This is a genomic window from Variovorax sp. J2L1-78 (assembly GCF_030317205.1).
Taxonomy (GTDB): Bacteria; Pseudomonadota; Gammaproteobacteria; order Burkholderiales; family Burkholderiaceae_C; genus Variovorax; species Variovorax arabinosiphilus.
In genome coordinates this window covers 2829728-2844587 of record NZ_JASZYB010000001.1, presented here as the reverse complement: position 1 = coordinate 2844587, position 14860 = coordinate 2829728, and the positions used below count along the sequence as shown (strand labels likewise).

12 protein-coding genes are annotated in these 14860 nt (G+C 70.2%); 9 read left to right on the top strand and 3 right to left on the bottom strand.

The window, feature by feature from the left end; translation table 11 throughout:
- Positions 1–25 precede the first annotated feature (25 nt).
- Positions 26–1096 carry a helix-turn-helix transcriptional regulator gene (locus tag QTH86_RS13575; RefSeq protein WP_286649420.1) on the bottom strand — a complete coding sequence of 357 codons (1071 nt, stop codon included), beginning with the start codon at positions 1094–1096 and terminating at the stop codon, positions 26–28.
- Between the two features lie 206 nt (positions 1097–1302).
- Positions 1303–2793, bottom strand: a complete 1491-nt coding sequence (locus QTH86_RS13570) for a cryptochrome/photolyase family protein (RefSeq protein ID WP_286649243.1) — start codon at positions 2791–2793, stop codon at positions 1303–1305.
- On the opposite strand from QTH86_RS13570, the gene QTH86_RS13565 reads away from it, so the two are divergent.
- The 7 genes from QTH86_RS13565 (at position 2792) to QTH86_RS13535 (ending at position 8607) form a co-directional block, all read left to right on the top strand.
- The gene (locus QTH86_RS13565; RefSeq protein ID WP_286649242.1) at positions 2792–3391 is read left to right on the top strand and encodes a YqgE/AlgH family protein; all 600 of its coding nucleotides are present in this window, start codon (positions 2792–2794) and stop codon (positions 3389–3391) included. The two genes, QTH86_RS13570 and QTH86_RS13565, sit on opposite strands and share 2 nt — an antisense overlap.
- Positions 3388–3834: a Holliday junction resolvase RuvX gene (gene ruvX / locus QTH86_RS13560; protein ID WP_444813768.1), complete on the top strand. Its 447-nt coding sequence runs from the start codon at positions 3388–3390 to the stop codon at positions 3832–3834. The genes QTH86_RS13565 and ruvX overlap by 4 nt, the downstream gene beginning before the upstream one ends.
- Positions 3831–4325: a bifunctional pyr operon transcriptional regulator/uracil phosphoribosyltransferase PyrR gene (gene pyrR / locus QTH86_RS13555; protein WP_286649240.1), complete on the top strand. Its 495-nt coding sequence runs from the start codon at positions 3831–3833 to the stop codon at positions 4323–4325. Before ruvX ends, pyrR begins: the two co-directional genes overlap by 4 nt.
- 1 nt (position 4326) lies before the next feature.
- Positions 4327–5289: an aspartate carbamoyltransferase catalytic subunit gene (locus tag QTH86_RS13550; RefSeq protein WP_286649239.1), complete on the top strand. Its 963-nt coding sequence runs from the start codon at positions 4327–4329 to the stop codon at positions 5287–5289.
- Entirely contained in the window at positions 5286–6572 is a 1287-nt protein-coding gene (locus QTH86_RS13545; RefSeq protein ID WP_286649238.1) for a dihydroorotase, read from the top strand. Before QTH86_RS13550 ends, QTH86_RS13545 begins: the two co-directional genes overlap by 4 nt.
- A gap of 4 nt (positions 6573–6576) precedes the next feature.
- The gene (locus tag QTH86_RS13540) at positions 6577–7320 is read left to right on the top strand and encodes a lysophospholipid acyltransferase family protein (protein ID WP_286649237.1); all 744 of its coding nucleotides are present in this window, start codon (positions 6577–6579) and stop codon (positions 7318–7320) included.
- Positions 7321–7410: 90 nt separating this feature from the next.
- Positions 7411–8607, top strand: a complete 1197-nt coding sequence (locus QTH86_RS13535) for a YncE family protein (RefSeq protein ID WP_286649236.1) — start codon at positions 7411–7413, stop codon at positions 8605–8607.
- Between the two features lie 12 nt (positions 8608–8619).
- Here QTH86_RS13535 and QTH86_RS13530 read toward each other — a convergent pair whose 3' ends face one another.
- Entirely contained in the window at positions 8620–9570 is a 951-nt protein-coding gene (locus tag QTH86_RS13530) for a LysR family transcriptional regulator (protein WP_286649235.1), read from the bottom strand.
- A 136-nt stretch (positions 9571–9706) separates the two neighbouring features.
- Here QTH86_RS13530 and QTH86_RS13525 point away from each other — a divergent pair, with 136 nt between their 5' ends.
- Positions 9707–11179 (top strand): short-chain fatty acid transporter, encoded by a 1473-nt coding sequence (locus tag QTH86_RS13525; protein WP_286649234.1) that lies wholly within the window; start codon positions 9707–9709, stop codon positions 11177–11179.
- 66 nt (positions 11180–11245) lie between these two features.
- Positions 11246–14713, top strand: coding sequence for a molybdopterin-dependent oxidoreductase (locus tag QTH86_RS13520; protein ID WP_286649233.1), 3468 nt, complete (start codon positions 11246–11248; stop codon positions 14711–14713).
- Positions 14714–14860 lie beyond the last annotated feature (147 nt).

Genomic DNA, 14860 nt, shown 5'->3' with positions numbered 1-14860 from the left:
GCAGTGCGCCGCCTCGGGGGTGGGCTCAAGTCGGCAGCCCGGCCCGCACTAGGTCGATCTGCCGGTTGCAGCCCATCTTGTCCTTGATCATCGCGATCTGCTTGCGCACAGTGTGGATGGACACGCCGCGCGACTGCGCATGCTGCGCCGGCGACTGGCCCGCGATCAGCGCGCCGAGCACCCGCTGCTCGGCCGCCGTGAGGTCGTAGGCCGGCCCGAGCGTGCGCAGCCGGGCGTCGATCGAATCGGGCGCAGGCCGGATGCGCAGCAGCAGCAGCGCCTCGTTGCCCAGTCGCGCGATCCGCGCTGCCGGCGCCAGGTCGATCTGGCAACCCGCCACCTCGCCCTCGTCCGGCAAGGTCAGCGTGAGCCGGCGGTCGCGCTCGGCGACGCTGGCCAGCGCGCCGTAGAGCGCTTCGCGCAGGGCGGGTGCGGCATGCCACAGCCGGCCCTGCCGGATGCGCAGGATCTGGTTCAGCGCGAACCAGGCCTGGGCGCGCGGCGACTGCCGCAGCACGGTGCCCTTGCTGCTGACCACGCAGAGGGCTTCCTCGAAACCGTCGAAGGCCGACTCGGTGGCGGCGAACCAATGCTCCGTGGCCGTCCGGCGCGCTTGCACGGCCTGGCCGATGGCAGCCGCCAATGCCGCACCCACACCCTGCCCGAGCTGCCGGCGCCCGGTCTCGCGCGGCTCGGCGCGCTGCACCGTCAGCCCCCCGCGGCGGGTCGGCGACTGCTCCACGAGCAGCGTGAGCATCTGGCGCATGCGGTGTCGGCACATGAAGTCGACGTAATAGCCGTTGCGCGAGAGCGTCTCCGGGCTGAACAGCTCCGCCGTGTCGAACCAGGTGCCCTCCGGCGATCCGGTCGTGGCGGGCGTCACGATGTCGTGGGCGTGGTAGTGCGCCACGTATTCCTGCTCGGCGGCCGTCGAGATGCCGCGCTGCTGGCAGTCGAGCAGCTCGCCGGTGTGGCTGAACAGGATGAAGCTGGCGCTGTCGCCGCCGATCAGTTGGCGGGCGCCCTCCAGCACGTCCCCCCAGGGCGGCACGGCGTCGCTCAGGTGGTGGGCCGCTTCCAGGGTGCGATGGAGCACGGGGTCTTGGATCACGAATACCTCCGCAGGCTGTCCTCGATCAGTCGACTCCCTGCACGGACCCTACGCGCCCGCGGTGCGCCGTCAATCCCACGAACGGGGGATGTAGGAATCGGCGTACAGGCGCGCGTGGTGGACCCGGAGCGTCTCAGTTGTGCGCTGCAGCGGCATCATCCAAAGTGATGACGTCCTGCAGCGTTTAGGCCTCAGTGGCCCGTGGCCACCTTGCGCACCACGCCGTAGCGCTGCAGCGTGCGATCGCGTGCCTCGGCGTGGTCGACGATCGGTTTGGGGTACTGCTCGCCCAGCGTCAGCCCGGCCGCCTCGAGCTCGACCGGCGACGCGGTCCACGGCGCATGGATGACCTTGTTCGACAGCGATGCCAGTTGCGGCAGGTAGCGCCGGATGAACTTGCCCTCGGGGTCGAAGCGCTCGCTCTGCGTCACCGGGTTGAAGATGCGAAAGTAGGGCTGCGCGTCGCAGCCGCTGGAACTCGCCCACTGCCAGCCGCCGTTGTTGGACGACAGCTCGAAGTCGTTGAGGTGCAGCGCGAAGTAGGCTTCGCCGCGGCGCCAGTCCAGCCCCAGGTCCTTGCAGAGGAAGCTTGCCACCACCATGCGCAGGCGGTTGTGCATGTAGCCGCTCTGGTTGATCTGCGCCATGGCGGCGTCGATCAGCGGGTAGCCGGTGCGCCCCTGGCACCAGGCGTCGAACAGCATGTCGGCGTGCTTGCCGTGGTGCCAGATGATCTTGTCGTACTCGGGTCGGAAGCTCTTGCCTTCGGCGAGGTGTGGGTTGTGCGCCAGGATCTGGAAATAGAAGTCGCGCCAGATCAGCTCGCTCAGCCAGGTCGCTGCGCCGGCGTTCCCCTGCAGCGACAGCTGGTGCGCCACGCTCGCCAGTTGGCGGATCGACACCGTGCCGAAGCGCAGGTGCACGCTCAGGTAGCTTGGCCCGCGCACGGCCGGGAAGTTGCGCGCCGCGTCGTAGCGGTCGATGCGGTCGAAGAAATCCTCGAACAGCGTCGCGCCACCTTGCGCGCCGGTGGGAATCTCCAGCGTCGAAAGGTTGGTCGCCTCGAAGCCGATGTCTTGCAGGGCGGGCACCGGTGCGTCGTAGCGGGCGGGCGGTGCGATCAGCGATTCGGCATACCCGCGCGACGGGTAGGGCTTGAGGAAGAAGTCGTCGAGCTTGGCCAGCCAGGCGCGCTTGTAGGGCGTGAACACGGTGTAGGGCTGGCCGACCTTGGTTAGCACCTCGTCGCGCTCGAACACCACCTGGTCCTTGGCCGTGTGGAAGGTGATGCCGGCATTCGCCAGCGCACCGAAGACCTTGGCGTCGCGTGCGATGGCGGCGGGCTCGTCGTCGCGGTTGGCGAACACCGCCTGCACGTCCAGCGCATGGGCCAGCTCGGGGATCTCGTCCTCGGCCAGGGCGTGCCGGACGATGAGGCCGCCGCCCAGTGCCCGCAGTTCGGCGTCGAGTTCGACCAGCGATTCGCGGATGAACTCCACGCGCCGGTCGGCGCGGGGCAGGCTGTCGAGGATCGCCTTGTCGAAGACGAAGACGCAGACCACTTCGCGACAGGTGCGCAGGGCTCGCCACAGGGCCGCGTTGTCGTCGACGCGCAGGTCCCGGCGGAACCACATGAGACCTTTGGGATAGGTTTTGTCGACGGCCAGTAAAATCGGGGGCATGTCCTCCGATTCTGCCCCGATGAACCTCACGCATCATTTCCTGATCGCGATGCCGGGGCTGTCGGACCAGGTCTTCAACCGCAGCGTGGTCTACCTCTGCGAGCACAGCGAGCGCGGCGCGCTCGGCCTTGTCATCAACAAGCCCAGCGACATCAACCTCAAGGTGCTGTTCGAGAAGATCGAGCTGCACCTCTCGCGCCCCGAGCTCGGCGACGCGCCGGTGTTCCAGGGCGGCCCGATGCAGACCGAGCGTGGCTTCGTGCTGCACGAGCCGGTCTTCGCCGACGCCGACAAGCCCGAGGAATCGGTCTACGCGTCGACCATGACGATCCCCGGCGGCCTCGAGATGACCACCTCGAAGGACGTGCTGGAGGCACTCGCCACCGGGGCCGGTCCGCGCAAGGTGCTGGTGTCGCTCGGCTATTCGGCCTGGAGCGAGGGCCAGCTCGAAAGCGAACTGGCCGAGAACAGCTGGCTCACCGTCGGTGCCGACCCGGCCGTCATCTTCGACACGCCCGTCGAGCAGCGCTACGACAAGGCGCTGCTGCTGCTGGGGCTGGAGGCCTGGAAGCTGTCCCCGGACGCCGGCCACGCATGAAGGCCGTCATGCCCGACGCTCCTGCCTCCGCCCCCGCTCCTTCCGTCACCGTCCCGTCCCATTTCCAGAGCTTCCTGGCCTTCGATTACGGCCAGAAGCGCACCGGCGTCGCCACCGGCAACCGGCTGCTCGGCACCGCGTCGCCGCAGCCGACCATCAAGGCCGAAGGTGACGCGCGCTTCGTGCAGGTGGCCGCGCGCATCAAGGAATGGCAGCCTGACGCGCTGGTGATCGGCGTGCCCTTCCACCCCGACGGCGCCGCCCATGACAACACCCGCGCCGCGCAGAAGTTCGCGCGCCAGCTGCGCGGCCGCTTCAACCTGCCGGTGTACGAGGTCGACGAGCGCTACAGCACGACCGAGGCGCTCGCCTCCGGCGCCCGCGACGCCGACGCCGCATCGGCCTGCATCATCCTTGAGCAATTCCTGAGGAGCCTTCCTTGAACTCCATTCCCGAAGCGCAGGCGCTGTACCGCGACCTGCTGCGCGGCGTGCAAGCGCTGATGCGGCCCGACACCCGCCTGGTCGGCATCACCTCCGGCGGCGCCTGGCTGGTCGAGCGCCTGCAGAAGGACCTGGGCCTGGCGGGTGCACCCGGCGTCATCTCGTCGGCCATGCACCGCGACGACTTCGCGCGCCGCGGCCTGTCGTCGAGCGCGCAGACCGCGCTGCCCTTCGACGTGAACGGCGCCGACGTGCTGCTGCTTGACGACGTGCTCTACACCGGCCGCACCATCCGCGCCGTGCTCAACGAGCTGTTCGACTTCGGCCGGCCGGCGTGCGTGCGGCTGGCGGTGCTGGTCGATCGCGGCGGGCGCGAGCTGCCGGTGGCGGCCGACTTCGCGGCCGCGACACTCACGCTGCCCGCCACGCGATCGCTGGCCCTGGCGCGCAGCGAGAGTGGTGCGTTCAGCTTCGACGTGAAGGAGGCCTGAGGTGCTCTACAAGCGCAACCCGCAACTCAACAAGAACGGCGAGCTGATCCACCTGCTGTCGATCGAGGGCTTGCCCAAAAGCATCCTCACGCACATCCTGGACACGGCCGCGAACTTCACCAGCGTCTCTGATCGCGAGGTGAAGAAGGTGCCGCTGCTGCGCGGCAAGAGCGTGTTCAACCTCTTCTTCGAGAACTCGACGCGCACCCGCACCACTTTCGAGATCGCGGCCAAGCGGCTGTCGGCCGACGTGCTCAACCTCGACATCGCGCGTTCGTCGGCGAGCAAGGGCGAGTCGCTGCTCGACACCATCGCCAACCTCTCGGCGATGGCGGCCGACATCTTCGTCGTGCGCCACAGCGAGTCGGGCGCGCCCTACCTGATCGCGCAGCACGTGGCGCCGCACGTGCACGTGGTGAACGCGGGCGACGGCCGCCATGCGCACCCGACGCAGGGGCTGCTCGACATGTTCACGATCCGGCACTACAAGAAGGACTTCGCGAACCTCACGGTCGCGATCGTCGGCGATGTGCTGCATTCGCGCGTGGCGCGCTCCGACATCCACGCGCTCACCACGCTTGGTTGCGCCGAGGTGCGCGTCGTCGGCCCCAAGACGCTGGTGCCCGGCGACATGGCCGGCATGGGCGTGCGCGTGTGCCACACGCTCGAAGAGGGCATCAAGGACTGCGACGTCGTCATCATGCTGCGCCTGCAGAACGAGCGCATGAGTGGCGCGCTGCTGCCGTCGAGCCAGGAATTCTTCAAGACCTACGGCCTCACGCCCGAGAAGCTGCAGCTGGCCAAGCCCGACTGCATCGTGATGCACCCGGGCCCGATCAACCGCGGCGTCGAGATCGACTCGGCGGTGGTCGACGGCAAGCAGAGCGTGATCCTGCCGCAGGTCACTTTCGGCATCGCGGTCCGCATGGCCGTGATGAGCATCGTCGCGGGCAACGAAGCATGAACATCCTCATCACGAACGGCCGGGTGATCGACCCGGCGTCCGGGCTCGACCAGCCGGGCGATGTCGCCATCGCCGATGGCAAGATCCTCGCGATCGGGCGCACGCCCAGCGACTTCCGGGCCGAGCGCACGCTCGACGCCGCGGGCTGCATCGTGGCGCCCGGACTCGTCGACCTGGCGGCGCGCCTGCGCGAGCCGGGCTACGAGCACGAAGGCATGCTCGACAGCGAGATGACCGCGGCCGTGGCTGGTGGCGTGACCAGCCTGGTCTGCCCGCCCGACACCGACCCGGTGCTCGACGAGCCCGGCCTGGTCGAGATGCTGAAGTTCCGCGCCGAGAAGCTGCAGCGCGCGCGCCTCTTCCCGCTAGGCGCCGTCACGCGCAGCCTGGCCGGCGAGGTCCTGACCGAGATGGTCGCGCTGACCGAAGCCGGCTGCGTCGGCTTCAGCCAGGCCGACGTGCCCCTGACCAACACGCAGGTGCTGCAGCGCGCGCTGTCGTACGCCGCCACCTTCGGCTACACGATCTGGCTGCGCCCGCAGGACCGCGACCTGGGCAAGGGCGTGGCCGCCAGCGGCGCGCTCGCCACGCGCCTGGGCCTGGCCGGCGTGCCGGTAGCGGCCGAGACCATCGCGCTCTTCACGATCTTCGAACTGATGAAGAGCACCGGTGCCCGCGTGCACCTGTGCCGCCTGTCGAGCGCGGCCGGCGTGTCGCTGGTGCGCGCCGCCAAGGTCGATGGCCTGCCGGTGAGCTGCGACGTCAGCATCAACTCGCTGCACCTGACCGACACCGACATCGGCTTCTTCGACAGCCGTGCGCGGCTGAACCCGCCGCTGCGCCAGCAGCGCGACCGCGACGCGCTGTCGGCGGCGCTGGCCGACGGCACCATCGACGTGCTGGTGTCCGACCACACGCCGGTCGACGCCGATGCCAAGACGCTGCCCTTCGCCGAGAGCGAGCCGGGGGCCACCGGCCTCGAACTGCTGCTGCCGCTGGCGCTGCAGTGGGGCGAGCGCAGCGGCGCCGGCCTGGCGCGTGCCCTGGAGGTCGTGACCTCGGCGCCCGCGAAGCTGATCGGCGCACCCGGCGTCGGTGCACTGTCCGCCGGCGCGGCCGCCGACCTGTGCGTGATCGACCCGTCGCTCGAATGGCAGGTCGACGCCGATGCGTTGCGCAGCCAGGGCAAGCACACGCCCTTCATCGGCTACGCCCTGCAGGGCCGCGCGCGCTTCACGCTGGTGGGCGGACGCGTCGTGCACGAGGCCATCGGCGCCGACTGACGCCATGCGTTCGCTGCTCGCCTGCGGGAAGCTGTTGCGCGCCGTCGCCCATATGGTGAGCGGCTGGTGGACCATCCGCCGGCACTTCGATGGCATGCCGCAGCCCGAGCGCGATGCGCGCGTGCAGCAGTGGGCCGAACGAATGCTCGCCATCATGGGCATCCGGCTGGAGGTGCAGGGCACGCCGCCGGCGACAGGCCCGGCCCTGGTGGTGTGCAACCACCTCTCGTGGCTCGACATCGTGGCCGTGCATGCCGCGCGCCATGTGCGCTTCGTCTCCAAGGCCGGCGTGCACCACTGGCCGGTGGTCGGTACGCTGGCCGTGGGCGCCGGCACGCTCTTCATCGAGCGCGAGAGTCGGCGCGATGCGTTGCGTGTGGTGCATCACATGGCCGAGGCCCTGCGCAACGGCGACATCGTGGCGGTGTTCCCCGAAGGCACCACCAGCGACGGCCGCGGCGTGCTGCCCTTCCATGCCAACCTGCTGCAGGCGGCGATCGTCTCCGGCGCACCGGTGCTGCCGGCGGCGCTGCGCTTTGCCGATGCCGCCACGGGCGAGACCAGCCCGGCCCCGCTCTACGTGGGCGACGACAGCCTGGTCGGTTCGCTGTGGCGCACGCTGACGGCTCCGCCGCTGCTGGCGGTGGTGCGCTTCGGCGAGCTGCAGCCCGCGGCCGACCGTGACCGCCGCGCCTGGGCGCAGTCGCTGCACGCCGACGTGGTGGCGCTGCGCGACGCGATGCGCTGAGCGCTGGTTCGACCGGGTGCCGATGCGCCGCGGGCGCGGCTACGATGCGCTCCGCGGCGCGCGCCGCAGCACACAACAACAGGAGACACCATGCGCACCCCTTTCCTTCGCCTCGGCCTGGCGACCCTCGCCGCGACCGCCTTCCTCGCCGGCTGCGGCGGCCTGCCCGCACCCGGCACGCAGCGACAGCTGATGCTGGTCGCCAACGACGAGAAGCAATCGTGGACCGACGCCGGCGCCGTGGTGCTCGCACCGCGCGGCCGCGACAGCCTGCAGGTGCTCGACATCGGCACCGACCCGCTGGCGCCGAAGGTCGTCGGCACGCTGGCGTTGGACAACACCATCGCCGGCCCGCCGACTAACCTGGCCATCACCGCCGACGAGCGGCTCGCGCTGGTCGCCAATTCGCTCAACGTGGTGGAAGAGAACGGCGTGCGCAAGCAGGTGCCCGACAACCGCCTCTTCGTGATCGACCTTGCCGCCAACCCGCCAAAGCTGATCGACACGCTGGTCATCGGCCGGCAGCCCTCGGGCCTGTCGATCAACAAGGCCGGCACGCTGGCGCTGGTGGCCAACCGGGCTGACAACTCGGTGAGCGTGCTGCGCATCGCCGGGCAGAAGGTGACGCTGATCGACACGGTGGTCATCGGTGAATCGGTGGCGCACGTGCGCTTCACGCCCGACGGCCGACGCGCGCTGGCGGCCAAGTTCCCGAGCCACAAGATCGCGCTGCTCGACGTCGACGGCGAGAAGGTCACGTACAACAAGGTCGACCTCGCGGCCGGCCTGTGGCCGTACAACGTCGACGTCACGCCCGATGGCAAGCTGGCGCTCACGGCCGACAACGGCAACTCGGGCGCGTCCGATGGCCAGGTCGACACCGTGAGCGTGATCGACCTCGAAGCCACGCCGCCGCGCGTGATCGACAAGGTGGTGGTCGGCGACGGTCCCGAAGGCCTGGCCGTGAGCCCGACCGGCAAGCTGGCCGTGGCGGTCATCCTGCGCGGCAGCAACGCGTCGAAGAGCGCGTACTTCTACAACCGCAACGGCTCGGTGGTGGCGCTCAAGATCGACGGCAAGAAGGTCACGCGCAGCAACGAGGTCGTCGTGCGCGGCCTGCCCGAGGGCGCCGTGTTCAGCGCCGACGGCAAGTACCTCTATGTGGGCAACTTCATCGACCAGGACGTGAGCATCCTGCGCGTCGAAGGCGACACGCTGGTCGACACCGGCAAGTCCTTCGGCCTGGCCGGGCACCCGGCGGCGATGCGCGGGCGCGTGACGCACTGACCTGCGCAGGCGTCAGCGCGGCTCGCCTGCCTCCTCCAGCGCGCGCGGCTGTGACTCGCGCGTGAGCGTCTTGGCGAGCAGCCGCAGGGCATCGGCGAAAGCCGTGGTCGCATCCGACAGCACGGCACCCCTGCGGTAGGCCAGGCCCAGGTCCATCGACGGCACCGCGGTCGACGTGACGGTGCGGCGGATGCGTCCGCCGTCGTGTGACCATGGGCGGAACACCAGGTCGGACAGGATCGTCACGCCCACGTTCTGCGCCACCAGGCTGCGCACCGCCTCGATCGACTTCGTCCGGAACACGACCTTGGGCTTGAGCTTCTGTGCGCTCCAGTAGCGGTCGACCGTCTCCACATGTTCGTCCATGTCGAGCAGCACATAGGGCAGGGCGGCGATCTCGCGCAGCGACACCGACTTCTTCTGCACCAGCGGGTGGTCGAGCGCAGTCCACAGCCGCCGTGGCGACTTCAGCAGGTTCTCGCGCCGGATGTCGGCCGCGGTCGAGAGGTTCGACACCAGCACCACCGCCAGGTCGAACTCGCCGCTGCGTAACCCGTCCTCGATCTCGATGCGGTTGCGCTCCACCGGCTCGAAGGCGATCAGCGGCAACTGGCGCCGCACGGTCGCGATCACCTTGGGCAGCAGGTATTCCGAGACGGTGTCGGTGATGGCGATGCGCACATGGCCCGCCACCGACGACGTGGCGTTGCGGGTTTCGGCCACGGCCGCGTCCAGCGTGCTGAGCATGTGCTCGGCGTGCCGCAGGAAGCCCTCGCCCTGTACCGTCAGACGCAGGCCGTCGGCATGCCGCGTGAACAGCGGCACCTTCAGCGTCGCCTCCAGGTTCTTCAGCGAAGTGGTCAGCGATGGCTGGCTGACGTAGCAGCGCAGCGCGGCGCGCGAGACCTGGCCCATGTGCGCGGCCGCGACGAAGTGCTGCAGTTGCTTGAGCGTGATGGACATAGATCTACTCTATATCGTCGTATCAAAAATAGAGATTATGAATTCATGGGGGCGCTCGGTAGCATGGCGCCGCCCGGTGCATCCCTGCCGGGCATCCACCGCCCGACGTCCCTCGTTGCCCGCCGCAGGAGTCCCCATGCCACCGACCTCTTCCTCCCCATCAGCCCTGCCCGTCGGGGTGCATCCTGCCGGGCCGTCGACGTCGGATGGCCTGCTCACGCGGCTCGGCCTGCGCTTCACCGCCTGGGCCGAGCGCTGGTTTCCCGATGCCTTCGTCTTCGCGGCCATCGCCGTCGGGGTCGTGGCGCTGGCCGCGCTGGCCAACGGGTCCAGCCCGCAGGTGATCGCGAAGTCCTTCGGCGACGGCTTCTGGAGCCTGATCGTCTTCACGATGCAGATGGCGCTGGTGGCCATCGGCGGCTATGTGGTGGCCAGTTCGCCGCCGGCGGCCCGCCTCATCGCGCGGCTCGCCGCGGTGCCCTCGAGCGCGCGCCACGCGATCGCCTACGTGGCCGCGATCAGCATGATCCTGTCGCTCTTCAACTGGGGCATCAGCCTCATCTTCAGCGCGCTCTACGCCCGTGCACTGGCGCGTCGAACCGAACTGCGCATGGACTACCGCGCGGCGGGCGCTGCCGCCTATCTGGGCATGGGCGCGACCTGGGCCCTGGGCCTGAGCTCCTCGGCCGCGCAGCTGCAGGCCAATGCGAGCAGCCTGCCCAGGAGCATCCTGGGGATCACCGGCGTGATTCCCTTCACCGAGACCATCTTCCTCTGGCAATCGGCGGTCATGGCACTGGTGCTGATGATCGTCTCCATCGCGGTGGCTTGGTGGTCGAGCCCCGGTGCCGACCGGGCGGTGACCGCGCAGGACCTGGGCATCGATCTGGCGGAGCCCGCACCCACCCCGGCCTCGGGGTCGGGTCGCCCGGGCGAATGGTTCGAGCGCAGTCCGCTGCTCACGCTGCTGCTGTGCGCCCTGGGCTTCGGCTGGCTGGCGCAGGAGTTCATGAGCAAGAGTCCGCTGATCGCGATCTCCTCGCTGAACACCTACAACCTGCTGTTCCTCATGCTGGGCCTGCTGCTGCACTGGCGCCCGCGCAGCTTTCTCGATGCGGTGTCGCGTTCGGTGCCCGCCACCTCGGGCGTCATCATCCAGTTCCCGCTCTACGGCGCCATCGCGGCGATGCTGACGGCGGCCAAGGGCGACGGCGGCGTCACCTTGTCCGACCGCATCGCGCATGTCTTCGTGAGCATCTCGACGGTCGACACCTTCGCCGTGGTGATGGGCGCCTACTCGGCGGTGCTCGGCTTCTTCATTCCCTCGGGCGGTGGCAAGTGGATCATCGAGGCGCCTTACGTCATGCAGGCCGCCAACGACCTCAAGGTGCACCTGGGCTGGGCCGTGCAGGTCTACAACGCCGCCGAAGCGCTGCCCAACCTGATCAATCCCTTCTGGATGCTCCCGCTGCTGGGCGTCCTGGCGCTGCGGGCACGGGACATCGTCGGCTTCACCTTCCTGCAACTCATCGTGCACACGCCGCTGGTCCTCTTCATGCTGTGGTTCTTCGCACGCACGCTGACCTACGTCGCCCCCGTCACCCCCTGAGCAACGCGGCGTCAGCGGAGCCGGACACCGCGGCCCGGAACAACGAGAGACAAGGAAACGCCGGCCATGGCCACCGAGGACAAGCAGGGCTACTGCACGCTGTGCCGTTCGCGTTGCGGGACGATCAACACCGTGCAGGACGACCGGCTGATCGCCGTGCGGCCCGACCCGTCGCACCCGACCGGCCAGGCGATGTGCATGAAGGGCCGCGCCGCGCCGGAACTGGTCGAGAGCCCGCATCGCCTGCAATACCCGATGCGACGCACCCGCCCCAAGGGCGAGGCCGACCCCGGCTGGGTGCGCATCGGCTGGGACGAGGCCCTGACCGAGACCGCGCAGCGACTGGCCGCCGTCAAGGCCGAGAGCGGTGCCGAGTCGGTGGTCTTCGCCGTGACCACGCCCAGCGGCACGCCGCTGAGCGACAGCATCGACTGGATCGAGCGCTTCGTGCGCCTTTTCGGTAGCCCCAACATCTGCTACGCCACCGAGGTCTGCAACTGGCACAAGGACTTCGCGCACGCCTTCACCTTCGGCTGCGGCATGCCGCCGGCCGACTACGCGAACGCCGAACTCATCGTGCTGTGGGGCCACAACCCGGCCAACACCTGGCTGGCGCAGGCCCATGCCATCGGCCGTGGCCGGGCGCGCGGCGCGAAGATGGTGGTGGTCGACCCGCGGCCGACCGCGCTGGCGCGGCAAGCCGACGTGTGGCTGCAAGTGCGGCCGGGCACCGACGCGGCGCTGGCGCTCGGGCTGATCCATCTGCTCATCGCCGACGACCGCTTCGACCATGCCTTCGTGCGTGCGTGGACCAATGCGCCGCTGCTGGTGCGCAGCGACAACGGCCTTTTCCTGCGCGAGCGCACCCTGTGGCCCGACGCCGCCACCGACCGCTTCGTGGTGTGGGACGACGCGCGCGGTGGCCCGGTGCCCTTCGATGCCGACGTGGCGGTCGATGCGCGGGACGCCCAGTCCTTGCGCCTGCGCGGCGAGGTCGTCGTGATGCGGGCCGACCGGCCGCACGGCGCGCAACCCCTGCGATGCGCCCCGGCGTTCGAGCTGCTGGCGCAGGCCTCGGCCGCCCACCCGCCGGCCGAGGTGGCGCGCATCACCGGCGTGGCCGAGGCGCCGCTGCGTGCCGCGGCCACGCTCTTCGGCGAAGGCCGGCGCGTGGCCTACCACGCGTGGACCGGCATCGGCCAGCACACCAACGCCACCCAGTCCGAGCGCGCCGTTGCCACGCTCTATGCGCTGACGGGGAGCTTCGACACCGTGGGCGGCAACCGGGTGCGCACCCCGCCGGCGACGCGCAGTGTCAACCCGCTGTCGCTGCTGCCCGAGGCGCAGCGCGCCAAGGCGCTCGGCCTGGCCGAACGCCCGCTCGGCCCGCCCGCGCATGGCTGGGTGACGGCACGCGACACCTACCGCGCCATCCTCGAAGGCACGCCCTACCGGGTGCGGGCGATGGTGGCCTTCGGCACCAACCTGCCGGTGTCGCAGGCCGACACCGCCATGGCGCACGAGGCGCTGCGCGCACTCGAATTCCACGTGCACTGCGACCTCTTCGAGACGCCGGCCGCCCGCTACGCCGACGTCCTGCTGCCCATCAACACGCCCTGGGAGCGCGAAGGCCTGCGCATCGGCTTCGAGATCGACGATGCGGCCGCCTCGCGCGTGCAGCTGCGCCAGCAGATGGTGTCGGCGCGCGGCGAATCGCGCAGCGACAACGACATCGTGTTCGACCTTGCGGTGCGCTTGGGGCTGGCGGCCGACTTCTTCGGCGGCAGCCTGGAGGCGGGCTGGAACCACCTGCTGGCGCCCATCGGGCTCAGCGTCGAGCAGCTGCGCGCGCAGCCGGCCGGTGTCGACTGCGCCGTCGATGCACGCGAGCGCAAGTACGCGTTGCCCGATGCGCAGGGCCGGCTGCGCGGCTTCGACACCGAGACCCGCCGCGTCGAGCTGTACTCCGAACGGCTGCTGCGCCACGGCCAGCCGCCGATCGCGCGCTTTGTCGAACCCGCCGATTCACCGCGCGATGCCGCGACCACGCGAGGCGGGCGCTACCCGCTGGTGCTGAGCTCGGCCAAGAACGGCCTCTACTGCCACAGCCAGCACCGCAGCCTGGTGTCGCTGCGCAAGCGCGCGCCCGACCCGGTGGTCGAACTGAGCCCGGCGCTGGCAGCGGCGCGGCAGATCGCCGAGGGCGACTGGGTGCGCATCCGCACCCGCACCGGTGCGGCGCGCTTCGTCGCGCGGCTCACGCCGTCGCTGGCCGACGACGTGGTGGTGGCGGAGTTCGGCTGGTGGCAGGCCTGCCCGGAACTCGACCGCGAAGGGCTGCCGGTCGACGGCGCGCTGGGCAGCAACTTCAACGCGCTGGTGTCCGCCGATGCCAGCGACCCGGTCAGCGGTTCGGTGCCGCACCGGTCCTTCCTGTGCGACATCGAACGCGATCCGGCCGTCGAGGCGCGCCAGCGCCGCTGGGCCGGCTGGCGCCCCTTCCGCGTGAGCGCGCTGCAGGCTGAGGCCGAAGGCGTGCTGGGCATCGCCTTCGAAGCGGTCGATGGTGGCCTGCTGCCCGACTACCGGCCGGGCCAGCACATCGAGCTGCAAGTCCAGCCGCAGCCGGGCGCACCGGCGGTGACACGGGCCTATTCGCTCACCGGCGCGGCGGTGGTACCAGGCCGCACGCACTACCGCATCGCGGTGCGCCACCAGCGCGGCCGCGCGACCGATGGCGTGGCGTACGAGGGCCAGGTGTCGGGCCATCTGCACCGCGCGCTGCGGGTGGGCGACGTGGTGGCCCTGCGGGCACCCTCGGGCGGCTTCGTGCTGCCGCGCGTGTCGCCGCAGCCGCTCGTGCTGCTGGCCGGCGGCATCGGCATCACGCCCTTCCTCAGCCTGCTCGAGTCGCTGCCCGACGGGGCAGAGGCGCCGGAGATCTGGCTCTACGGCGCCAACCAGAACAGTGCGACGCACGCCTTCCGCCAGCGCATCGCCGCGCATGCGGCCCGGTTGCCGTGCCTGCGGGTGGTGGACCACTACAGCGCCCCGCTGCCGCACGACCGCGCGGGCATCGACTTCGCGTCGCGGACACTCATCGACGCGTCGGTGGTGAGCGATGCGCTCGTCGCGCGCCGCGCCCGCTTCTACCTGTGCGGACCGGCACCGATGATGGAGGCACTGACCACCGGGCTGGTCGCCCGCGGCGTGCCGCGCTTCGACATCTTCAGCGAGGTGTTCCGATCGCCGGCAGCGCCCATGCTCGACGGCGACCAGCGCTTCGACGTGCGCTTCGCGCGATCCGGCGGCGCCGCGGCGAGCTGGTCGCCGTCGCGCGGTACGCTCCTGACCTTTGGCGAGTCCCTGGGCCATGCCATGCCCAGCGGCTGCCGCGTCGGGCAATGCGAAAGCTGCGCGGTGCGGCTGCTGGCCGGCCGGGTGCGGCACCTGCACGGCAGCGAGCCCGATGACCCCGCCACCTGCCTCACCTGCCAGGCAGTTCCCCTGGAAGACATCGTGCTCGACGCCTGAGAACATGTGAATGAACCTGCTGCGCCCCCCGATCTCGCATCTGCGGTCCTCACCGCACGCGAGTGCGGCTCCGGTCCTCGACGCAAGCTCGGAGCGCTCGCGACGGTTCCTTCACATGTTCTGAGGACCCCAACAACGAAAGACACA